Source organism: Nocardia sp. NPDC058633 (assembly GCF_042717045.1).
GTDB lineage: Bacteria > Actinomycetota > Actinomycetes > Mycobacteriales > Mycobacteriaceae > Nocardia.
This window is the reverse complement of sequence record NZ_JBHXRA010000007.1, coordinates 235,068-259,045: the sequence shown is the minus strand read 5'-3', so window position 1 is coordinate 259,045 and position 23,978 is coordinate 235,068. Positions and strand designations below refer to the sequence as shown.

Annotated in this window: 7 protein-coding genes; 3 read left to right on the top strand and 4 right to left on the bottom strand. The window is 67.6% G+C overall.

What is annotated here, in order from left to right; genetic code table 11:
• Positions 1–49: 49 nt before the first annotated feature.
• Together ACFWUR_RS11575 and ACFWUR_RS11570 are read right to left on the bottom strand one after the other, a co-directional pair.
• Positions 50–18,223 carry an amino acid adenylation domain-containing protein gene (locus ACFWUR_RS11575; protein WP_378905629.1) on the bottom strand — a complete coding sequence of 6,058 codons (18,174 nt, stop codon included), beginning with the start codon at positions 18,221–18,223 and terminating at the stop codon, positions 50–52.
• A gap of 575 nt (positions 18,224–18,798) precedes the next feature.
• Complete coding sequence (locus ACFWUR_RS11570) at positions 18,799–19,707, bottom strand: LysR substrate-binding domain-containing protein (protein WP_378905626.1); 909 nt, start codon at positions 19,705–19,707, stop codon at positions 18,799–18,801.
• 81 nt (positions 19,708–19,788) lie between these two features.
• Here ACFWUR_RS11570 and ACFWUR_RS11565 point away from each other — a divergent pair, with 81 nt between their 5' ends.
• From ACFWUR_RS11565 to ACFWUR_RS11555, 3 genes are all read left to right on the top strand, one after another.
• Positions 19,789–20,376 carry a peroxiredoxin gene (locus tag ACFWUR_RS11565; protein ID WP_378905623.1) on the top strand — a complete coding sequence of 196 codons (588 nt, stop codon included), beginning with the start codon at positions 19,789–19,791 and terminating at the stop codon, positions 20,374–20,376.
• A gap of 116 nt (positions 20,377–20,492) precedes the next feature.
• Positions 20,493–21,032, top strand: coding sequence for a carboxymuconolactone decarboxylase family protein (locus ACFWUR_RS11560; protein WP_378905620.1), 540 nt, complete (start codon positions 20,493–20,495; stop codon positions 21,030–21,032).
• A gap of 145 nt (positions 21,033–21,177) precedes the next feature.
• Positions 21,178–21,879 (top strand): PhzF family phenazine biosynthesis protein, encoded by a 702-nt coding sequence (locus ACFWUR_RS11555; RefSeq protein ID WP_378905618.1) that lies wholly within the window; start codon positions 21,178–21,180, stop codon positions 21,877–21,879.
• A gap of 2 nt (positions 21,880–21,881) precedes the next feature.
• Here ACFWUR_RS11555 and ACFWUR_RS11550 read toward each other — a convergent pair whose 3' ends face one another.
• Both ACFWUR_RS11550 and ACFWUR_RS11545 read right to left on the bottom strand, forming a co-directional pair.
• On the bottom strand, positions 21,882–23,237 hold the full coding sequence (locus ACFWUR_RS11550; protein ID WP_378905615.1) for a hypothetical protein: 1,356 nt from the start codon (positions 23,235–23,237) through the stop codon (positions 21,882–21,884).
• A 58-nt stretch (positions 23,238–23,295) separates the two neighbouring features.
• Positions 23,296–23,904: a DUF5134 domain-containing protein gene (locus ACFWUR_RS11545; protein ID WP_378905612.1), complete on the bottom strand. Its 609-nt coding sequence runs from the start codon at positions 23,902–23,904 to the stop codon at positions 23,296–23,298.
• Positions 23,905–23,978: the final 74 nt, after the last annotated feature.

The window sequence follows — 23,978 nt, the reverse complement described above, 5'->3', positions numbered from 1 at the left end:
GCACCGAACCGGTCCGCCGGGTTGGCCACCTCGCCGAGATGAAACGCGGTTAGCGATCCAGTCGCGCGTTGAGAATCCGGGCGACCTCCGCGATCGCCTCCGGTTGGGTCATGTCGAGGTGGGTCGCATCGATGTCGAAAATCGACATCTGCCCGCGAACCACCCCCGCCCACCCCTCGTGCCCCGTGGCATCGGAGCGCCGTTCGCGGGTCGCGGTGAAATAGAGCATGTCGCTGTCCACGACCGCGGGGCGCCACGCACCGGCTGCCCGGATCGCCAGGTTGTAGGCATCGGTCAGGCGTTGGATCCGGGCGGCGTCGATCCCGAGGGCGGCCCCCAGGTGCCGTTCGATCAGGTCGGCGGCCTCCTCGGCAGACGCATCGGGGCTGACGAAGTCGACGCCCATGACCGGGCCGAGATTACTGATCAGCTCGCCGGCCGTGACGGCGCGCAGCGTCGACTCGTCGACACCGCTCACTTCGGCGTCCAACAGCGCCAGCAGCGCGACGTGTTCACCGGCGGCGCGCATCTCGACGGCGATGGCATGGGCGATCGCACCACCCAATGACCAGCCGAGGAGGTGATAGGGGCCGTGTGGCTGAACCGCGCGAATCTCGTCGAAGTAGCGTGCGGCCATTTGCTCGATCGATGTCGGACCGGGGATCTCGCCGCCGATCTGTGGCGCCTGGAGGCCGTAGATCGGTCGATCGTCGGAGAGGTAGCGGTCGAGCGTGCGATAGCACCATGACAGGCCCAAGGCCGGGTGGATACAGAACAGTGGGGCTCGCTCACCGCCGGTCCGGATCGGCAGCAGCGTGTCGAAACCGGCATCGGTCCCGTCGACGGCGGGATCGGCGTGGATCCTGGATTCGATCCGCCTTGCCAGATCGGCGGGGCAGGGATCGGACAGCATCCAGCTGATCGGCACCTCGTAGTCGAGTTCCTTGCGCAACTCGGTCACCACTTGCACCGACTTCAGCGAGTTGCCACCCAATGCGTAGAAGTCGTCGTCCGCGCCCACCCGATCCACGCCGAGTACCGTTCCGAAAGCCCGTGCGACCTCGCCTTCCAGCCACGACGAGGGCTCCCTGAACTCCCCCACCGCGAGCACCGGCTCCGGCAGCCGCATACGGTCCAGCTTGCCCGACGTGTGGAGGGGCACCGTGTCGAGCACCGTCATCGTGGCGGGCACCATGTAGTCGGGCAATTTGGTCGCCGCGTGCGCCGACACCGCCGCGGTATCGACCGTGGCGCCCGCGGCGGGCACGAGATAGCCGACGAGGTGCTCCATCGCACCGATGGGGCGCACCACAGCGATCGCCCGCGCGATGCTGGGGTGCTCGGCGAGTACTGCCTCGATTTCGCCTAGTTCGATACGCAGGCCGCGCAGTTTCACCTGGAAATCGGTACGTCCCAGGTAATCCAATTCACCGGTCCGGCGCCAGCGCACCAAGTCACCGGTGCGGTACAGGCGGCGGCCCTCGCCGTACGGATCGGGCACGAACCGTTCCGCGGTGAGGCCCGGACGTGATTGGTAACCGCGCGCGAGCTGGGTGCCCGCCAGGTACAGCTCCCCGGCGACGCCGGGCGGTACCGGATGTAACCGGTTGTCGAGGACGTATGCCCGCGTGTTCCATACCGGTGAGCCCATCGGCAGGTTCCCGCTCTCGGCTTCGGTCACCCGATGCGCGCTCGCGCACACCGTGCACTCGGTCGGCCCGTACAGATTGTGCAACTCGGCCCCTGGCACTGTTCGCCGTGCCGCGGCCACCGTCTCGGGGCCGAATTCCTCACCGCCCACCAAAAGCGTCCGCACCGACTCGAGCGACTGCGCGGGCGCCATGTCCGCGAGCACCGCCAGCATCGACGGCACGAGCGCAGTGAACGTGACCCGCTGGGCGGCAATGATTTCGGCGAGATAGGCCGGGTCGGTGTGCCCGTAGGCTCGCGCGATCACCAGCCGCGCGCCCACTGTCAGTGGCGCAAACAGCTCCCACACCGACATGTCGAAGGTGGCCGGGGACTTCTGCAGCACGACGTCCTTCGGCGTCAGTGCGTAGTTCTCGCCGACCCACCGCACCTGGTTGACCACCGAACAGTGTGATATCGCAACACCTTTCGGTCGGCCGGTCGACCCCGAAGTGAAGATCACGTAGGCGACATTGTGCGACAGCAGCGGTGCGAGCCGATCGGCATCGGTGACCGGCCCCTCATCGAATCCGGACAACTCGAGCCCATCGAGGGACGACAGCTCCAGCGCCGGTGCGGCTATGGACAGCATGTAGGCGATGCGGTCCGCCGGCAGGTCCGGATCAACCGGCACGTATCCGCCGCCGGCGGCGTGCACCGCGTAGATGGCGACGACCTGGTCCAGTGAGCGCCGCATCCGCAGCGCCACCAACGACTCCGGACCCACTCCGCACGAGATCAACCACCGCGCCAACCGGTATACGCGGGACGCGAATTCGGCGTAGGTCAACGTCTGTTCGCCGACTGTCACCGCGGGCCGGTCCGCGTACACCTGCGCGGAGTGGGCGAAGACGGAGGCGAGCGTCTCGCCCGGACGGAGGCTGTGATCGGTCGCATTCCACTGCGTCAGAATGGTTTCCCGTTCATCGGTGGTGAGCAGGTCGACCTCGCGCACCGGCTGTGTCGAATCGGTCACCAGTGCGCCGAGCAATCGCAGCAGGCGATCGACGATCGATGTCGCTGTCGTGGCGTCGAAGAGGTCGCTCGCGTAGATCACCGCGCCGGTGATGCCGGCCGGCTCACCGACGGAATCATAGGAATCCGACATCGTGAACAGCAGATCGAACAACGCGATGTCGGTGTCGGCTGTCATGGCAGACGCCGAGAGCCCCGGAAGTTCGAACTGGGCCCCGGCGACGTTCTGGAATGCCAGCATCACCTGGAACAGTGGATGGTGGGCGTGCGACCGCACCGGATTCAACTCCTGCACCAGCCGCTCGAACGGCACATCGGCGTGCCCGAACGCGGCCAGATCGGTCCCACGCTGGTGTTCGAGTAGCTGGCTGAACGTCATCCCCGGCGTCAACCGGGTCCGCAGCACCAGGGTGTTGACGAACATCCCGACCAGATCGTCGAGTTCGGGCTCGCCGCGGCCCGCGAACGGAGTGCCGATCGCTATATCGTCGGTATCGGCCAGTCGGGCCAGCGTGGCCGCCAGCGCGGCATGGAAGACCATGAACAGCGTCGTGTTGTGCGCTCGCGCGACCTGCTGCAATCGCGCATGCAGGTCGGCACCGACGGTTATCGGTACGCTCGCGCCAGCATGGGTCTGCACGGGCGGGCGCGGTCGGTCGGTCGGCAGACCGAGCACAACCGGGAGCTGCGCCAATTCGTTTGTCCAGTAGTCGATCTGGGCACGGAGCAGCGACTCCGGATCGTCTTCGGCCCCCAGCACCGTGCGCTGCCAGATCGAGTAGTCGGCATACTGCACCGGCAGCGGCGGCCAACTCGGCGTCCTGCCGAGCAGGTGAGCTGTGTACGCGGCCATCATGTCCCGTGCCAGCGGACCGAGCGAGGACCCGTCGCAGGCAATGTGGTGCACCACCACGGCCAGGACCCACTCGTTCGGCCCGAGCTCGAACAACCGCACGCGCACCGGCGCCTCGACCGTCACATCGAACACCGTCGAGACGAACGCCGACAACGACTCGGCCAGTTCCGGTTCCGCCACCGAGGACACGGTGATCGGCGCACATGCCCGCGCGGCGGGAAGGACAACCTGCGACGGCTCACCCTCGGCATACGGGTATACGGTCCGCAGTACTTCGTGCCGGTTCAGCACATCGGCGATCGCCGAGCGCAGCGCGTCGAGATCCAGCTGTCCGGACAGCCGTAGCACGATCGGAATGCTGTAGGCGGCCGAGCCGGGCTCGAGCCGGTTCAGGAACCACATCCGCTGCTGTGCCGGCGACAGGGGAATTCGCCGCGGCCGCGGCTGCGCGGTCAGCGCTACCCGACCGGTGTCGCCCTCCGATTCGGCGCGCGCGGCCAACCTCGCTACCGTCGGCGCTTCGAAGATCATCGAGACCGGGATGGTCACGTCGAGCGCGGCACCGATCCGCGCGGCTACCCGGGTGGCCACCAGGCTGTTGCCACCGAGGTCGAAGAAGTCGTCGTCGGCGCCCACGGGACCGTCGATACCGAGGACGTCGGCGAATACGCCCGCCACTATTTCCTCCACCGGTGACGCCAGTGCCCGGAATCGCTTGGCCTGGACAACAGGTGCGGGCAGGGCCGCGCGGTCGAGCTTTCCATTCGGCGACAGGGGGATCGCGTCGAGGATCATCACCGCGGCGGGCACCAGGTAGGACGGCAGCACCTCGACCAACGCCGCGCGCAACTGTTCGCCCGACAGGCTCGCCCCGGTCTCGGGCACCGCATAGGACACCAACTGCGCCGGACCGGTACCCGCACGCCACGGCACCGTGACCGCGTATGCCACCTCCGCCCGCGCGCTCAGCACCGCGTCGATCTCGCCCAGCTCCACCCGGTATCCACGGATCTTCACCTGGAAATCGTTGCGCCCCACGAACTCCAGATCACCGTCGGTATTCCAGCGCACCACATCACCTGTTCGGTACATCCGGCGTCCCGGTTCCCCGAACGGATGCGCGACGAACCGCACCGCATCGGTAGCCGCCTTGTTCAGGTACCCGCGCGCCAGCGCCGGACCCGCCAGGTACAACTCCGCGGCCACCCCCACCGGCACCGGCTGCAGGCGGGCATCCAAGACCAGCGCGTGTATCCCCGGCAACGGGACACCGATCGTCGGCCGATCATCCGGTTGCAGCGCGCCCGTCGCCGTGGCGAGCATCGTGGCCTCGGTCGGCCCGTACAGAACCTGGAACTTCCGGGCGCCCGCGACATCGGTGCCCGCCCATCGGCTCACCAGATCCGCCGGGACCTCCTCACCACCGGACATCACCAGCCGCAGGTCGTCGAGCCCGGCCGGATCCACCGACGCGAGCGCGGCCGGGGTGATGAAGGCGTGGGTGACCCGCTGCGCCCGCAAGAACTCGGCCAGCTCACCGCCGCCGTAGATTCCCGTCGGCGCCACGATCAACGCACCGGCGCGGCTGACCGCGATCAGGATCTCCATCAGTGCGGCGTCGAACGACGGCGACGCGAAATGCAGCACCCTGGACGTGTGCTGGAGCTCACGGTCGCCACGCCGCCCCGAGACGAAGTCGGCGATGCCGGAATGTGTGATGGCCACACCCTTGGGCACTCCGGTGGATCCGGAGGTGAAGACCACGTAGGCGACATCGGAGGCCCGCAACGGCCGCGTTCGCTCGTCGTCGCCGATCGGGCCGCTCGCCGCCGCGTCGATCCGCGCGGCGACGGCCGGGTCGTCGAGCACGATCCAGTCCACCGAATCGGGCAGCTGGGCACGCACCGACGACACCGTAACCCCCAGCGTCGCACCAGAATCCGACACCATCTGCTCGATCCGGCCTTCGGGATAGCCGGGGTCTACCGGCACGTATGCCGCACCCGACTTCACCACCGCCCACCACGCGACGACGGACTCCGTCGACCGCGCTGCCGCCACCAGCACCGGGTTCTCCGGTCCGGCGCCACGGCGGATCAGCACCCTCGCCAGCCGGCTCGATCGTTCGTCCAGCCGCGTATACGACAGCGTGTCATCCCCCGCGACGACGGCGATACCGTCGCCGTTGGCCCGGACGGCCGAGGTGAACACCTCCGGCAGCAATCCGAGCGGCTCCAGCGCCGCTGAGGTGCGCGCCCCGACCCGCGACGTGAGCGCCGAACGCTCGTCGGCTTCCAGCCAGTCGATATCCCCGACCACCACGGACGGATTGTCGGCGACGGCTTCCAGTACCCGCACCAACCGCCGGACAATCGCCGCTGCCGTGGACTCGTCGAAGAGATCCCGAGCATAGGTCATCATTCCCGACATACCCTGCGCCGCAGCGGCATTGCCGGAGGAATCGGCCAGCACCAGTTGCAGGTCGAACTGGATCGCGCCGGTATCCACATCGGCCCTCCCGACCCGGACGTCGGGCAGCACCACGTCGAGCGTCGACACGTTCTGGAACGCCAAGGCCACCTGGAACAACGGATGCCGGGCCGCCGATCGCTCCGGGTTCAACTCCTCCACGACCCGCTCGAACGGCACGTCCGCGTGCTCGAACGCCAGCAGGTCCGTCTCCCTGGTTCGCATCAGCAACTCGGCGAAGGGCTCGCTCGGATCCACCCGGGTCCGTAATGCCAGCGTGTTCACGAACATCCCCACCAGATCGTCCAGACCGGGCTCGCCCCGCCCCGCGACCGGGGTGCCGATCACTACGTCATCGCTGGCGCTGAGCCGCCCCAATACCGTCGCCAGCGCCGCGTGCATCACCATGAACAGCGATGACCCCCGCGACCGCGCCAGCGTGACCAGCCGCTCGTGCAGCCTCGCACCGATCCGCACCGGCACCCGGCCTGCCGACAGCGACGCGACCGCCGGACGTGGGCGGTCCGCCGGTAGTTCCAGCCGGTCCGGCGCACCCGCGAGCGTCGAGCGCCAGAACTCCAACTGCCGCGACATCAACGACGCCGGATCGTCCTCGGCCCCCAACATCTGCCGTTGCCACCACGCGAAATCCGCGTACTGCACAGCGAGCGGCTCCCACAGCGGTGCCTGCCCGGCCAGTCGCGCGACATAGGCCACCATCACGTCACGGGCCAGTGGCCCCATCGACTGACCATCGCCGGCGATGTGATGGACCACGAGCACCAGCAGGAATTCTGCTGTGGCACTGTCACGCTCGGCGTCCAGCTCGAACAATCCCACTCGCATCGGCACTCGGGCGGTCACATCGAATCCACACCGCACGAACTCGCCCACCACATCCGGGACCGAGTCCGCCTGCACTCGCACCGGCCGCACCGGCACCGCGGGCTCGTCGAGAACGAGCTGCCTCGGCTCACCGGCGACTTCCGGATACATCGTCCGCAGCACTTCGTGGCGCGCGACCACATCGGCGAGCGCGGCAGCCAGCGCCTCGGTGTCCAGGCGTCCGGACAACCGCAGCATCACCGGAATGTTGTGCACCGCGGAGTCCGGCTCGAACCGGTTCAGGAACCACATCCGCTGCTGTGCCAGCGACAGCGGCACGGAGTCGGGGTGCACACCCGGCAACAGGGGCAACCGGCCCCCTCCCCTGACCGCCGCTGCCAGCCCGGCCAAACCGCCGACGGTCGGCGCCTCGAACACCGACCGCACCGGCACTCGCGCGTCCAGGACCGCGCCTAGTCGCGCCACCACCGTCGAGGCGCTCAGCGAATCACCGCCCAGCGCGAAGAAGTCGTCGTCGACTCCCACCCGGTCCACGTCGAGCACCTGCTCGAATGTCCGCGCGACCAACTCTTCCAACCCTGGCGACGGCGCCCGGAATTCTCGCGTGACGGCAACCGGCTCGGGCAACCGCTCGCGATCCAGCTTCCCGTTGACGGTGCGCGGCACCTCCTCCAGCACCATCACCGCGGACGGTACCGCGTACCGGGGTAACGCCGCAGCCAGTGCCGCACGCAACTCCTCGCCCGATACCTCTGTGCCTGTCGCTGGCACGACATAGGACACCAGCACCACCGGTCGCCCGCCATCGCGGCGCGGCACCGTGACCGCATATGCCACATCCGCACGCGCACCCAGCACCGCGTCGATCTCCCCCAGCTCAACCCTGGTGCCGTGCACCTTCACCTGAAAATCGTTGCGCCCCAAGAATTCCAGATCACCATCGGCGCCGCGGCGCACCACATCACCGGTGCGGTACATGCGCTGACCCGGCTCCGCGAACGGGCATGCGACGAACCGCGCCGCGGTCGACCCCGTCCTGGCGGCGTACCCCTCGGCCAGACCGGCGCCGAACAGGTACAGCTCGCCCGCGACACCGTGTGCCACGGGCCGCAACCAGGTGTCGAGGACGACGACCGCGACGGGGCCTACCGGCCTGCCGATCGTGATCGGGGCGCCGGGCGCCAGCGCGTCGCTGGCGGTAGCCCAGATAGTGCTTTCGCTCGGCCCATAGAGATTGACCATGGTGCGATGCGGTGCCCACCGATCGACCAGTTCCGGCCCGACCGGCTCACCGGCTGTTGCCAGCACACGCAGCTCGTCGAGACCGTCGCACGAGACTGTCGCCAGCGCCGAGGGAGTGATCACCGCATGCGAGATATGTTCGCGCCCGATCAGATCCGCCAATTCGGGTCCGGCGTAGACATCGGCGGGCGAGACGACCAGTCGCCCGCCCGAGCCGTGCGCCATCAACAACTCGAACACCGAGGCGTCGAAGCTGGGCGAGGCCACCTGCAGTACCACCGACGTCGGGCCGACGCCGAGTATCCGCCGCTGCGCCGCGACGATATCGGCCAAGCCGCGATGGCTGACGAGTACGCCCTTGGGCACACCGGTCGACCCGGAGGTGTAGCTCACGTACGCGGTCTGATCCCGACGAATCGGTGCGCCGCGTTCGGCGTCGCCGATCGGCCCAGCGGGAACGGAGTCCCCGATGTCGAGCGTCTGTTCCTGGTCGAGGACAAGCCAGTCGACGTCGTCGCGAAGATGCTTCCTGGCGGACGTATCGGTCAGCCCGAACGCGGTTTTCGAGTCCGACAGCAGAAATTCGATCCGCTCCGATGGCAGGGTCGGATCTATCGGAAGGAATGCGGCACCGGTTTTCGCCACGGCCCACAGCGCGACCGTGGCCGCCGGGGATCGCGGAAGTACGCAGGCGAGGACCTGTCCCCGTCGGACACCGTGGCGCAGCAGTAGGCGGGCCAGCCGTGCGGATCGCTCGTCGAGCTGCCGGTACGTCATGTCGGTCGCACCGCATCGCACGGCGATCGCGTCGGGTGTGGCGGCGGCTCGCGCGGCGAGTATCCGGTCCAGCGTGTCCGGGATCGCCGGTTCCGGCCCCGAAACCGGCCCCGACGGCCCTGGTTCCTCGTCGAGCGGCAGCTCGCCCAGCCGTACGTCGGCGTTTGTGGCGATCCGGCCCAGCAACTCGACGAAGCGGTCGAGGATTCGGCGCGCCGCCGCGGTGTCGAAGGCGCGGTCGTGGAATCGCAGGGTGATCCGCAGTCCCTGTGCCTCGCCGTGCTCGGACTGTTTCGGTTCCACGACCAGGCTCAGCGGGTACGGCGTCGCGTCGACACCGCTGAGTTCGTCCACCCGCAGGCCCGCCGAATCGATGAGTCGCTGCAGTGCCGTCCGGTCGACGGGGAACGACTGGAAAGTGACGGCGGTGTCGAAGAGTTCGGGCAGGCCGACACTGCGGTGAATCTCGGGTAGGCCGATATGGTGATGATCCAGCATGACGGCTTGCCGCGCTTGAATGTCGGTCAGCAACTCGCGCACCGTCATGGTGGGTTCGAGCGGGACTCGCACGGGAATCGTAGTCAGAAACATGCCGAGCGTCTGATCGACCAGCGGCAGCTCCGTGGGCCGTCCCGACACCGCGGAGCCGAAGATCACATCGGTCTCACCGGTCAGCACGCGCAGATTCAGGGCCCAGGCCGCGGCGACCGCGGTATTGATGGTGACTGCCGTCTCCGCCGCCACGCGACGGAGTTCTCCGAAACGATCCGCCGTCAGCTCGGCCCCTACCTCGGCGGCGGATACCGAACCCGCCGCGCCCAGGTCGCGGGACACCCGGGTGGGTGCGTCGACATCCGAAAAGGCTTGCGCCCATGCTGCTTTGGATGCTGCACTATCCTGCCGACCCAGCCAGGACAGATAGTCGCGGTAGGAGGGAGCAGGGCCGGCGGAGTCGATATGGTCGGGAGACCCGTAGTAGTCGAGCAGTTCTCGCATCAGCAGCGGCATCGACCAGCCGTCCAGGATCACATGGTGATTCGTGACGAGCAGCCGGAAGGACCCCGCATCGAGACGGATCAGCGTCAAGCGCAGCAGCGGAGGAGCCGACAGGTCGAATCCCGCCGCCGCGTCGGCTGCGGCAATCGACCCCGGGTCGGCCGGGGACTCCGCATCGCCGAGATCGATCTCCCGGAACCCGATCTCGGCATGGTCGAGCACGATCTGGCACGGCCCGGTCGCAGTCTCCACAAAGGCGGCCCGCAGGATATCGTGCCGGTCGACCACCGCCTGAGCGGCACGGCGCAGGCGCTCACCGTCGACCGTGCCGGAGAATCCGATCATCGTCTGGACGGTGTAGTTGTCCCCGACATCCGGATCGAACGTCGAGTGGAAGTGCACACCGGATTGCATGGGCGACAACGGCCAGACGTCGGACAGGCCGTGGTATCGCTGCTCGAGCCGAGCGATATCGGGCTGTGTGAGCGCGACGAGCGGAGAATCCGAGGCGCGATCCGCCGCCGGAGCCGCATCGCCGCCGGCCATCGCGGCGAGTGCGGCAACTGTCTTGCCTTCGAATACATCTCGCGGCGTGAGCGTGAGCCCGGCCGATCTCGCCAGGGCCACCAGGCGCATCGAGACGATACTGTCCCCGCCGAGCGCGAAGAAGTTGCTGTCGGCGGACACGGTGTCGAGATGGAGCACATCGGCGAAGAGTTTCGCCACGACCTGTTCGGTATGCGTCGACGGCGCTCTGCCGCCTGCGGCGTCGGAATCGAAAACCCGCTGCCGCAATGCTTTCCGATCGAGTTTACCCGTAGGCGTGCGCGGCATCTCCTGAAGCTGCACGATCGCCGCGGGATTCATATAGCGCGGCAGCGTGGCCGAGAGATCGTCACCGAGTGTCGCCACATCTACCGCGGCACCCGAGGCGGAGACGACATAGGACACCAGAATCGGTTCCTCGGCAGGCCCTTTCACCACGACGGTGGCGACGCTCGCCACATCCGGGTGCCGAGCCAGGTGGGCATCGATTTCGCCTGGCTCGATCCGCAGGCCGTGAATCTTGACCTGCTGATCGCACCGGCCCAGATATTGCAGTGCCGATCCGGCGCGTCCGCGGACCCAGCGCACGGAATCACCGGTGCGGTAGATCCGCTCGCCGCGGGTGGATCGCGGATCCGCGACGAAGCGTGACGCGGTCACCCCCGGTCGATCGACGTACCCGCGGGCAAGTCCGGGCCCACCGATATAGAGTTCGCCCGCGACACCGACCGGCACCGGTCGCAGCCACGGGTCGAGAACCATCGCGGACGCGCCTCGGATCGGGCCGCCGATCGTCACCGGCTCGCCGGGTACGAGGGCATCCGAGCCCGTCGCCCAGATCGTGCACTCGGTAGGTCCGTAGTGATTCATCAGCCGTCGCCCATGGGCCCACCGGTTCACAATGTCCGGCTCGGTCGCTTCGCCGACGACCGCGAGCGATGTCACCGTCGGCGTCCGGGACGGATCCATCGTCTTCAGCACCGACGGGGTGATGATCGCATGCGAAACCTGCTGCGAACGAAGCAATTCCTCGAGATCGATCCCGGCGTACACCTCCGGCGGCGCCACCACGAGACCGGCGCCACTGCCGTGCGCCAACAGCAACTCCGACAAGCAGGCGTCGAATCCCGGCGACGCGACCTGCAACACCGCCGAATCCGTATCGACACCGAAGGCGGCGACTTGCGCCGCGACGAGGTCGGCCAGTCCTCGATGGCTGAGGTGGACCGCCTTCGGTGTGCCGGTCGATCCGGACGTATAGATCACGTATGCCGCGTTGTCGGCGGACAGCCGGTCGGCCCCGGCCGGAATTCCGGACGGACGTGGTAGACCCTCGTCGGCGTCCGAAGCCGAAGCGTCCAGAATCAACCAGTCGACGGTATTCGGAAGCCGCGGCGCGACAGCGCTGGTCGTCACGCCAAGACCGGTCCGGGAGTCCGCTAACAACTCCTCGATCCGCCCGCCGGGATTGCCGGGATCCACCGGCAGGAAGGCGGCGCCTGTTTTCGCCACCGCCCAGATCGCGACCACCAGTTCGGCCGATCGGGGAACGGCCAACGCGACGATCGACTCCGCGCGCGCACCATGGTCGGCGAGCAGGCGAGCGAACCCGTCGGCACGCCGCTCCAGCTCATGATAGGTCCACGTGGTGTCACCGCACCGGACAGCTACGGCATCCGGATACCTGCGCGCGGTCTCCCACAAGATGTCGCGCAGCACGAGGTCCGCGGCGGGCTCCTCGCTGCCGACCGAAAGCAGTTCCGCTCGTTCGCGATCCCAGCAGCAGGAGATCGCGGCGACCTTGCGGGCGGGACAGGTGACAATCTGTGTGAGAAGGAGCTCGAAGCGTTCGAGCAGCGTGCGGACCTCGTCCGAATCGAATCGGTCGGTCGCGAATTTCAGCGTCACCGTATAGGTGCCTGGCTCGTCGGCGGCGTCGGATTGTCGGTCGCGACTCGACCGCGGCGGCGACACTTGCAAACTCAGCGGATACGGCGTGGCGTCGTGTGCGTCGATCTCGACGAACTGCAAGCCGGCGGCGGCGAGATCGCGCGCCAACAGTTCCCGGTCGAGCGGATAGGACTCGAGCACCGTCGCGGTGTCGAACATATCGGTGATACCGGTGGCCCGTTGCAGTTCCGCCAAGCCGACGTACTGGTGATCCAGCATGGCGGCCTGCTCGGATTGCACGCGGACGAGCAAGTCGCCGACGGTTTCGCCGGGTGCGAGGCGCACGCGGACGGGCAGTGTGTTGACCAGAAGCCCGACCATGCGCTCGACATCGGGAATCTGCGGCGGGCGGTGCGCGATCGTATTGCCGAACACCACATCCGACCGTCCGGTCAGGGCGGCCACCAGCAATGCCCACGCCACTTGCAGGGCCGTGTTGGCCGTGACGCCATGTGAGCGGCCGAGATCGAGAAGCGCGGCAGTGGTCGCGGCATCCAGGTTCAGGTCGACCTCACCGGCGTGCGCGGTGACGGTCCGATCCGGACTGCCCGTGACCCGCGTCGGGCTGTCGATGCCGGCGAGCGTCTGTCGCCACGCGGCGGTTGCGGCGTCGCGATCCTGAGCATGCAGCCACCGCAGATACTCTCGGTACGAACGAGGGGGCGCGAGCTCGACGGTATCGCCGTCGGCGCTGTACAACGAGAGCAACTCGTGGATCAGCAGCGGCATCGACCAGCCGTCCAGCACCAGGTGATGATTGGTGACCAGCAACTGGAAAGTATCGACGCCGGTGCGCACGAGGTGGAAACGCACCAGCGGTGGGCGTGCCGGGTCGAACGGCGCCGCGGCCGCCGTCGCGACTCGCCGAAGTGCTCGCGCCCGCTCGTCATCATCGCTGAGGTCGGTGATACTCGACTCGCCCCAATCGACCTCGGTGTCGCGCACGAGGATCTGACGTGGCCCATCGGCACTCTCGACGAAGGCGGTCCGCAGGCTGTCGTGCCGGTCGATGAGCACCTGCGCGGCCCGCCGCATCCGGGCACCGTCCACCTGCCCGGCGAAGGTCAGCGCCACCTGCACGATGTAGCCATCGTCGCCGTCCCGGTCGTAGATCGTGTGGAACAGCAGCCCGGACTGCAAGGCGGAGAGCGGCCACACATCGATCATCGACGGGTAGTGCCCCAGCCAGCGGTCGAGATCGTCCTGCGCCACCGCGGTGAGCGCGAAGTCGGAGGGCGTGAAGCCGAATCCGATGTCGGATCGGACATGATCGGCAAGCGCCCCCAGGGCGCGAGCCCACAGCCCGGCGAGCTCGTCGACCTCCTCGCTGCCCAGCACCTGCGAGGCGAACTCCCAGGTCACGTCGAGTTCGAGCCCGTCGCGACCTTGCTCGGCGATCGCATTGACATCGAGCACGGCCGACAGCGCCATCCCCGGATCGCTCGTCGCGGTCAGTGCGGTGAACTCGGTGGTGGGCGCCCAGGGCACCGAGCGTTCACCGACACCCACCCGCCCGAGGTAGTTGAAACTGATCTGAGGTTCGGGCAGGTCCGCGAGCTCGCCACTTCCGAGATGACGCAGCACCAGATAGCCGATGCCGTTGCCCGGCACCGCACGTAACTGCTCCTTCGCCTGTTTTATCGCCAGTCCAGCACTGATGCCGCCGGCCAGCGCATCGCCGAGGTCGACACCGTCCCACTCGATCCGAACCGGGAAGCGGGTGGTGAACCAGCCCACGGTGCCGCTGAGATCGGCGCCGGGTACGGCCTCCTCCTCGCGGCCGTGTCCCTCCAGCGAGATCAACTCTCCGGCGGTCGCCGCTGTACCGCGCCTGCGCCGCCACTCACCGAGTGCCAGCACCAGGGCCGCGAGCAGCGGATCGTTGGCGCTGCAGTGGAAGCGGTCGGGGATGGTGGCGAGCACCGCCTCGGTGACGGCTGCCGGGATGCGCTGACGTACCCGGCCCGCCGTGGCCCCGACGTCACGATCCGGGGCGAGACGGCGCGACCCGAGCAGCTGATCGCCTCGCGCGAGTATGTCTTTCCACACGTCGAGTTCCGCCGATCGTCTGCCCGGCGCACGCTCGACCAGGCCGTGCGCCCACCGGCGAAACGAGGTGGTGATCGGGCCGAAATCCGGTTCGCCGCCGTCGGAAACCTGCGACCAGGCGTGCGCGAGGTCGGCGAGGATGATGCGCCACGACACCACATCGACGGCGAGATGGTGAATCACCAGCCACATCAGGTCGGGTCCCGAGCCGTTGCGATCCTGCATCCAGACGGCTTGAACCAGCACACCCTTGCCCGGGTCCAATCGATCCGCGGCCGTCTGCAGGTGCCAGTCGACTTCGGCGGCGTCACGTCGATGGAGGCGAACATCGACGAGCGCGGCGTCCGGATCGACCGCTTTCGGCTCGAGTACCTCGACGTACCGATCACCTGCATCGCCGTGCAATACCGCGCGCAGCATGTCGTGGCGGCCCAGCAGGGATCCCACTGCGCGCACGAGGCCCGCTCGATCGACCCCTTCGGGAAGCTGCACGAGCGCGGCCTGCGCGAATCGGTCGTAACGGCCCCGATCGAGCATCGCGCACATGATCGGCGACAACGGCATCGGTCCTACGCCGCCTCCGGGCAATTCGGCCAACTCGGGGGTATCGCTCGTCGCCGTGGCCGTGGCCGCCAAGCCCGCGACGGTCTTGTGCACGAACACATCCTGGGTGGAGAAACTCAGGCCATCGGCCTTGGCCCGCGCCACCAACCGGATCGACAGAATGCTGTCGCCGCCCAGGGCGAAGAAGCTGTCGTCGGCCCCGACGAGAGGAACGCCGAGCACCTCGGCGAACAGCCTTGCGACCGCCTTTTCCCGGGCCGTGGCCGGCGTCCGACCGGCTGGCGCGGTTCCGAATTCCGGCTTCGGCAGAGCGCTGCGATCGAGCTTGCCGAAGGCGTTCGCCGGAAGGCTGTCCAACGCGAGGATCACCGCCGGGACCATATGCGGCGGCAGCGACGCGCGGGCGAAGCGCTGGAGTTCGAGCGGTTGGATCCGGCGGCCGCTGACCGGGACGACATAGGAGGCCAGCACGGTCGTGCCTACGTTGTTGCGCACCGGCACCGTCACGGAAAGGTCCACGTCCTCGTGTGTGGTGAGCACGGCGTCGACTTCCCCCGGTTCGATCCGGTAGCCACGGATCTTGACCTGGAAGTCGCTGCGCCCCGTCAATTCCAGCGTCATGTCGGCGTTGTCGCCGGTCCAGCGCGCGATGTCGCCGGTGCGGTACATCCGTTCGCCGGCGTCGCCGTACGGATCCGCGACGAACCGGGCGGCGGTTTCGATGAACAGATGGCTGTAGCCGCGGGCCAATCCCGGCCCGGCAAGATACAGTTCGCCCGCGGTGCCCTTCGGCACCGGCTGGAGCGTTCGGTCCAGCACCATCGCGCAGACGCCGCGAATAGGGCCACCGACCTGGTGGGCGTGGTCGGGCCTCAGCACGGCGCCGACGGCGGTCACGGTGGCCTCGGTGGGACCGTATTCGTTGTACATGGACAACGACGGTGCCCACCGCTCGATGACGTGTGGTGGACAGACGTCGCCGCCGACCACGACCACGCGCAGGTCTGTCGCCGAACGCGGGTCCACCGTTGCCAGCATCGTGGGCGTCAACGTCAGGTGGGTCACGTGCTCGTCGGCCAGCAGTCGGGTGAGCGGCTCGCCGCCGCTCACCTCGGGCGGCACGATCACCAGTGTGGATCCGCTCGCGAAGCAGGTCACAAACTGCTCCATCGCGGCATCGAAGCTGGGCGAGAGGGCATAGGACACCCGAGACGTCGTGTCGATTCCGTACGTGGCGGCGCGGTCGGCAACCAGATTCGCCAGGCCGGTGTGCGTGACCTGGACGCCTTTCGGCGCTCCGGTGGATCCCGAGGTATAGGTGATATAGGCGATATTGGACGGTCGTAGTGGGCGGATACGGTCGCAGTCGGAAATCGGCCCGCTCGCGGCGTCGCCTTCCCCCAGGGTTGTGGGGTCATCGAGAACCACAGCGCGCATCGTCGGCGGAAGTCGCCCCTGCAAGGCGTCGATCGTGATCGCCACAGCCGCGCCGCTGTCGGCGACCATATGTTCTGAACGTTTCCGCGGGTACTCGGGGGCCAACTGGACGATCGCGGCCCCACATTTCGCGACGGCCCACGTCGCCACGACGGATTCGACCGAACGTCGCAGCATGATCGCCACCGCCGTGTCCGGCCCACAACCCAGAGCAATCAGATGCCGGGCCAGCTGGGAGGATCTGGTGTCCAGCTCGCCGTACGTCAGCGTCTGCCCGGCCGAGATGATCGCGCACGCACTACGATTGCGGCGCGCGTTCTCGGTCAGAATGTCCGGAAGCAGCCGTGTTCGGACCCCGCTCGGCCCTCGCACCCGCGGCAGCGCAGACCGCTCCTGTTCGTCGAGCAGCGACAGTCTGCTGACCGGGCATCCCGCTCCCCCGGCGAGGAACTCGTGCAGGAACATGCGGAACCGCCGGTGGTGACCAGCGAGCTCGTCCGGGCTGTACGCATTCGGATTTCCCTGGAAGTCGATATGCGTACTGTCTCTGCCCGCACCGGGGTAGATATTGACGAAAAGGTCGGCGGTAGGCCCCGAGGTGAGGACATTCAGGCGGCCTGTCGTGTTGCCGAGCACAACCTCGTTCTCGATCAACATGAGGTTCACGGCAGGCCCGAAGGATGCCGCCTCGTCGCGCGCGATCCCCATATCGTGGAATATGTCCTCCTGGCGGTAGCGCTGCCGCCGAAGTGCGCTCGTCAACTCACTTTGCACAGCGGCGATCAGTTCACCGACGCTGCGGCCGGCGACCCGCACCCGCAGCGGGACCACGTTCGCCACCATCCCCCCGGAACGGCGCAGCACGGCGGAGTGCCGACCCGACACCGGCAGGCTCAGCATCACTTCATCGCTGCCGGTCATCCGCGCGAGATAGGCGGCGAACGCCGCGACGATGGTCGGAGCCACGCTCTGACCATGTTCGAGCGCGACGCTTGTCAGCAGACGCGCGGTGGCGTCGGGCAGCTCCGTGCTGACCAGTGCCGGATGAATGGTGGGCTTGCCGACGCGACCGGCCAGGCTGACGGCGGGCGGCGCGCCTGCCAGGTGCTCCAGCCAGTACTTGCGGTCGTTGTCGAAACGCGTCGAACCCCGGTATGCCAGATCCTGCTCGACGATGACCCCGAGGTCCTGTGCCGCGCACGGTGCCGGTTCCTCGGACTTCACCCAAGCGTTGTACAACTCGGTCATCCGGTGCAGCATCGTTACCGCGGCGAACCCGTCGAGCGCGATATGGTGCGCGCGCTGATACCACAGGAAGTGGTCCTGGCCGACTTCGAACACAATGCTCGTCACGAGGTCGTCGTTCAGCACGTCCAGCGGAGCGGAATAATCTTGAACCATCATCGCGCGCGCAGCCGCTACCGGATCGGCGTGGTGGCGCAAGTCCAGGACCGATACCGGACCTCCACGGTCCTCGTCGACGAACTGACGTGGCTCTCCGTCGACCTCGATCAGTCGCGTATGCCCGGATCCGAACTCGCGACTGGCGGTTCTACAGGCCTCGGCAAGCAATTCGGCGTCCAACTCGCCGACGATATCGACGTATTGGGCCACAGAAATCGGTGACGATTCCGTGAGATGCTGGGCGAACCAGATACCTTGCTGCGCCGCCGTCAGTGGAAAGATCTCGTATGACGGGTTTCCACTGCCGTGGGAACCCGTGCCGGCACCGTTACTCGATTCCTTTTTTCGGGAAGAACGGAATGAGCCGATTTCCAACCGCTTCGACCGGTCCTGACTGCCATCGACGCGACTCTTTCGGCCCATTTCGACCTCCGTTGATACCCTCACTCAAGTGATCGATTATATAGCCGCAAAATTGCCGAATTCGATTTTCGGAACCTTGCAACATGGTCACGAAGGCAGGCTCCGAGGTTTAGAAATTCGCAGCCGTGTCGATCGGCGCCCGACCTCGACGATTCGTGCTCGACGATCGCGCCGACGGGCCGTCTCGGCCATCCCTCCACTGCCGGATCGCCTACTGGGCATGGATCAGGTATCGAATTCAGCACGATTACGAATCGACACGCCACCACCGGATGGACAACGCATCCAACGGAAGTACCAGAACTCTCCCACCTCTTGACATTCCTTGGACAGCGGAATGTCAAGAGTTAGCCGCGACGATTTTATGACCGGCTGCCGAATTCGATATTCTATCGGATTGCCAAGTCTTTGAGATCCATTTAATTTACACTGTGAAAACTTCGCTTGTGCCTTGATCGAGCGGGGAAAAGTCCACTTTGCGAATTTTGTCCGCAACGATGCCGACTCGGCAACGAGCTCGTTGCCCCACCGCACATTATCCGAACAGAGCCAGCGATCCGGAATCGAATACCAGATCAGAAAGGGCGTTTGGATCGGATTACCGCTGCGAGGTATTCGTAATCCGCAGCCCGCGCGGACGACCCTCGATAGGCGAGCCCGATCGTGCGGCCAGGAGCGGGGGTCGCGAAGCGCGCGGTGTCCAGATTGGCGCGCGCGGTCTCGGCGGCCACGGCCATCTCCGGGATGAGCGTCACGCCGAGCCCGCCGGCCACGCACTGCACGACCGTGGTCAGTGAGGCGGCGCGGGTGTCGCCGACCGTCCCGGGGTGCACATCTGCCGAGCGGCACAGGTCGAGCGTCTGATCACGCAGGCAATGGCCTTCGTCGAGCAGGAGCAGCGGTAAGTCGGCGAGGGCGGGGGCCGCCAGGTCGGTACGCCCGGCGAGCTCGTGGCCGCGCGGCGTGACCAGCACGAACTCCTCACTGTAGAGCGGGATCTCGATCAGGCCGTTCGCCTCGCTCGGCAACGCGAGCACCGCCACGTCGAGCACGCCGGTGCGTAACCCGTCCAGTAGCCGCGCGGTCTGGTCCTCGACCACCTGGGGCAGCACCCCGGGCAGTTTGCGACGTAACTCGGGCAACAGCTCGGGCAGTACGTAGGGGGCGACGGTCGGAATGATGCCCACGCGCAACGCGCCCCCGAGGGTGTCACCCGTCGCCGAGGCGACGAATCGGTCGGCGGCTTCCAGGGTGGCCATGGCCTGCGGCAGCAGCCGCATGCCCGCGGCGGTGACCAGCACGCGGCGGGTGCTGCGCTCGATCAACTGGAGCCCGAGTCCGTTTTCCAGTGATGCCAGAGCCTGCGATAACGTGGGTTGACTCACAGTCAAACGCGCTGCGGCGGTGCCGAAATGCCGGTATTCGGCGACGGCGACGAACGCACGCAGCTGCGACAGGGTTGGCTGATAAGTCTGATCACTCACACCTATCAGTGTACGACCAGCAATTGGCTTTACCTTTCAGTAGGCTGACATCAACCCACACCACCAATGAGGAGACCAAGCATGGCTCTGCTGACCATCGGCGACCAGTTCCCGGCATACAACCTCAAGGCCGTCATCGGAGGCGATCTCTCCAAGGTCGACGCACAGCAGCCCGACGATTACTTCACCCAGATCACCAGCGACGACCACGCCGGTAAGTGGCGCATCGTGTTCTTCTGGCCCAAGGACTTCACCTTCGTGTGCCCCACCGAGATCGCCGCGTTCGGCAAGCTGAACGAGGAGTTCGCCGACCGCGACACCCAGGTGCTCGGCGCCTCGGTGGACAACGAGTTCGTGCACTTCCAGTGGCGCGCCCAGCACGAGGATCTCAAGACCCTGCCCTTCCCGATGCTGTCGGACCTCAAGCGTGAACTGGCCACCGCCACCGGCGTTCTCAACGCCGACGGCGTCGCCGATCGCGCCACCTTCATCGTCGACCCGAACAACGAGGTGCAGTTCGTCTCGGTGACCGCCGGTTCGGTCGGCCGCAATGTCGACGAGGTGCTGCGCGTGCTCGACGCACTGCAGTCCGACGAGCTGTGCGCCTGCAACTGGAAGAAGGGCGACCCGACCATCGACGCGGGCGAACTCCTTTCGGCCAGCGTCTGACCGGACACGGCCCGGAGGCGGCAGCGCGCGTAACCACGTAGGGCCCCGGTCAGACACCATCGAACGCTGCCTGACTCACCCTTCCCACCGAAACACCCCAGAGGAGCCCCACTGTCATGAGCATCGAGAACCTGAAGAACTCTCTTCCCGAGTACGCCAAGGACCTCAAGCTCAATCTGTCCTCGCTGGCACGCACCACGGTGCTCAACGAGCAGCAACTGTGGGGCACCCTGCTGGCGTCGGCCGCCGCGACCCGTTCGGCGACCACGTTGCGCGAGATCGCCGAAGAGGCCGCCGACGTGCTGTCCGCCGAGGCGTATGACGCCGCGCTGGGTGCCGCGTCGATCATGGGCATGAACAACGTGTTCTACCGCGGTAAGGCGTTCCTGGACGGTCGCTACGACGATCTGCGCGCGGGTCTGCGGATGAACATCATCGGCAACCCCGGCGTCGACAAGGCCGACTTCGAGCTGTGGTCGTTCGCTGTCTCCTCCATCAACGGTTGCGCGCACTGCCTGGAGGCGCACGAGAAGACACTGCGCGAGGCGGGTGTGTCGCGCGAGGTGATCTTCGAGTCGCTGCGGGCGGCGGCGATCGTCGCCGGTGTCGGTCAGGCCGTGGCGTCGACCGAGGCGCTGGCTTCGGCCGCGGTCTGATTCGAGACGGCTTCGCGCCTGCTCACGAGCCGTTGTGCGGCCCCGATCCGGTTTCCGGATCGGGGCCGCCGCCGTTCGGGAGCGGACAAGGCCGGGCGCAGCAGGGTCGGTCGGCGCCGCCGCGTGGCCCGGTAGGCTCGCGATCATGAACGCACACCAGGTGCCCGAAGCCCCGGACATCCAGGTCGAGGTCGTCCGGGTGTTCACCGATCCGGCCGGAAATCTCGGCAACGCGCTCGGCATCGCCCGGGCGGGCGATGTGGTCGCCCTCGACAAGCAGGAACTGGCGGCACGCCTGGGATTCAGCGAGACCACGGTGGTTTCCGATCCCGTCGACGGTGTCGCCGACCTTCGCATCTACACGCCCGCCGTGGAATTGCCGTTCGCCGGGCACCCCACTGTCGGCACCGCGTGGTGGCTGGATGCCCAGCGCACGCCGGTGCACACCTTGCGGGTGCCCGCGGGCCCGGTGACCGTCGCCCACACCGACGGCCTGACCTGGATCACCGCGCGCGCCGAGTGGGCCCCGAAATTCGCCTTCCGGCAACTGAGTTCGGTGCAGGAGCTGACGGCGTTGTCGGCCGAGGATTTCACCGAGGGCCAACACTATTTCTGGGCGTGGACCGACGAGTCGCGCGGCGCGCTGCGGGCCAGGATGTTCGCTCCCGCGATGGGCATCGCCGAGGACGAGGCCACGGGGGCCGCCGCCGTCGCGCTCACCGGCCAGTTGCGACGCGGGCTGATCATCACGCAGGGGCAGGGCTCGCAGCTCTACTCCGAATGGGACTCCGACGGGTGGGTTCGTCTGGGCGGGCGGGTCGTCGCCGACCACGTGGTGGTGCTCTAGCCCTACGGTTCGATACCGAAACGGCGCAGCCAGGGCGGCCTGGTCGTCCAGTGGCCGCGCCGTGGTGGTGCGGTGCCCAGATCGGCGAGGATGCGGGTTTCGAGATTGCGGGGCGGGGTGTGCTGGTCGTCGGCGGCCAGCAGCGCGAGCACCTCGTGCACCCCGCGGACGCGGGTGGCGAACTGCGACAGGCTGTTCGGGGTGGTGGCGGTGAGTTTGCTCTCGATGTGGTGCTGCTCGAGTTCGGCGACCGCGTCGAGGGCGTAGGCGTCGGCCAGTGACAGCACCGAGCCGGGCGGGCACCACGACTGTCGGGCCGTCCACCGGTCGATGCGCTGTTCGGCGAGCCGTTCGATGCTCTCGGCCAGCAGTCTCGTGACCATCGGCACGCGCAGGCCCAGTTCGCGACCGATGGCGCGGTAGGTGCGGCCACCGTAGTAGGCGAGGACGAAGACTTCGCAGTGGCTGTCGAGTGGGTCGTCGAAGCCGAGCCTGGCCGCGGCCGCCAGCCACGGCATGTCGTCGCCGCCGCGTCGGTCCAGGCGCAGGCGATGGACCGCGAGACGATGAACCTGGGCCAGGAGCCAGGACTGGTCGGGGGTGACCGCCGGGCCGTCGTCGGCACTCCGGGAGTCGGCGAGGTCGATGCTCGGACGTTCGGGATCGACGCCGGGCAGCCCCCCACTCGATCGCTCCGGACCGAAGTGGCCCCACGCCGATCGGCCGGTGCCGAGACGGTCGGGATCGCCGCCGGCGAAGCGGGGACGGATAGCTCCGGCGTGCTCGATGTCGGGGTGGCGGGCACTACCGTGACCTGCCTCGTCGGTGCTCGCGGGGTGAGCGTCCGGATGGTCGGCGCCACGGTGCTCCGGGCTCACGGTACGAGAGTCGACAGGCCCGGAGTCGGTGCCCCCACCATCGGATACGCGAGATCCTTCCTGGGTGTAGACGACGCCGCGACCGAAGGACACGTCCATCGATCCGTCGATGTGGGGGGCGAGATCGGAGCGCTGTTCTGTCGCGACGAATGCCGAACGACCCCAGGGCGTTCCGAGGTCGGGGCCGGGGCGCGCCGGCTGGCCGGCCACGGTGTCCTCGGCAGGGCGGGAATCGGGGTCCCGGTCGGTGTCGTCCTCGTCGACGATCCACTGCGCTGCTCTGGCACGCCGATATCCTTCGCGGACAACGTCCTCGGCGGCGCCACGACGGTGCAGCACCCGCAGGGCCAACCCGAACGCGGCGGCGCCGGTGGCCCGGTAGAGCGCCCGCATCTGCTCGCGATCGTCGGCCCCGGACACGATCACAGGTGTCCGCGAACGGACCCCCGGCGGCGGTTGGGGACCGCGCTGCCCGCTCATCGTCGAATTCCTGCCCGCACAAAGGCAATTCGAAGCGCGAGCGGTTGTGGATCGGTATTCACCGGCCGATCGCGGCGATCAGCATGAACGCGGTGCCGATATCCATCACCACATGGGGCAGCAGCGCCGAGGTCAGCGGGTGGGCACCGGCGGGATGAACGAAGCGGTGCCAGCGGCAACGGTGACCGACCGTACCGAGCGCGACCAGCGCGTCGAGGCCGAACAGCGCCGCCAGGACGACGGCGGGCCAGCCCGCGCCACCGGAGCCGTGCGCCGCCCCGTGCCCGGCCATCGCGTAGAGCATCGCCGCGGCGGCGACGGTGTGATAGCCCAGCGCCGCCACGCCGTCGGAGGCCGATCCGGTGCGCCATCCCTGGACACGCTCGGCCAGCAGCAGGGCGAAGGCGACGGTGAGGGCTGTGAGCAGCCCGCGCATCGCGTGCGGGTCGGTGGCGGCCGGGAACACCAACATGGCCAGCATCACCAGGCACATGAGCAGATGCGCGCTGTCGGAAGCGGTGTCGACCCGAGGAGACTGCGCCGTCCGACCGGTCAGCCGAGTCACCACGATCAGCGCTGCCAGCACGAACGCGGCGACCACCGGCCACCGCACGAACGCATACTGCTCCACGAAATCGGCCACACCCCACCACTTTCGAGTCGACACCCGCACCACCATGCTCGCACCCCGGTGGTGACCCCGGGCCGTTTTCCCGGTCGGCGCGCACGAGGCCGGAGGTC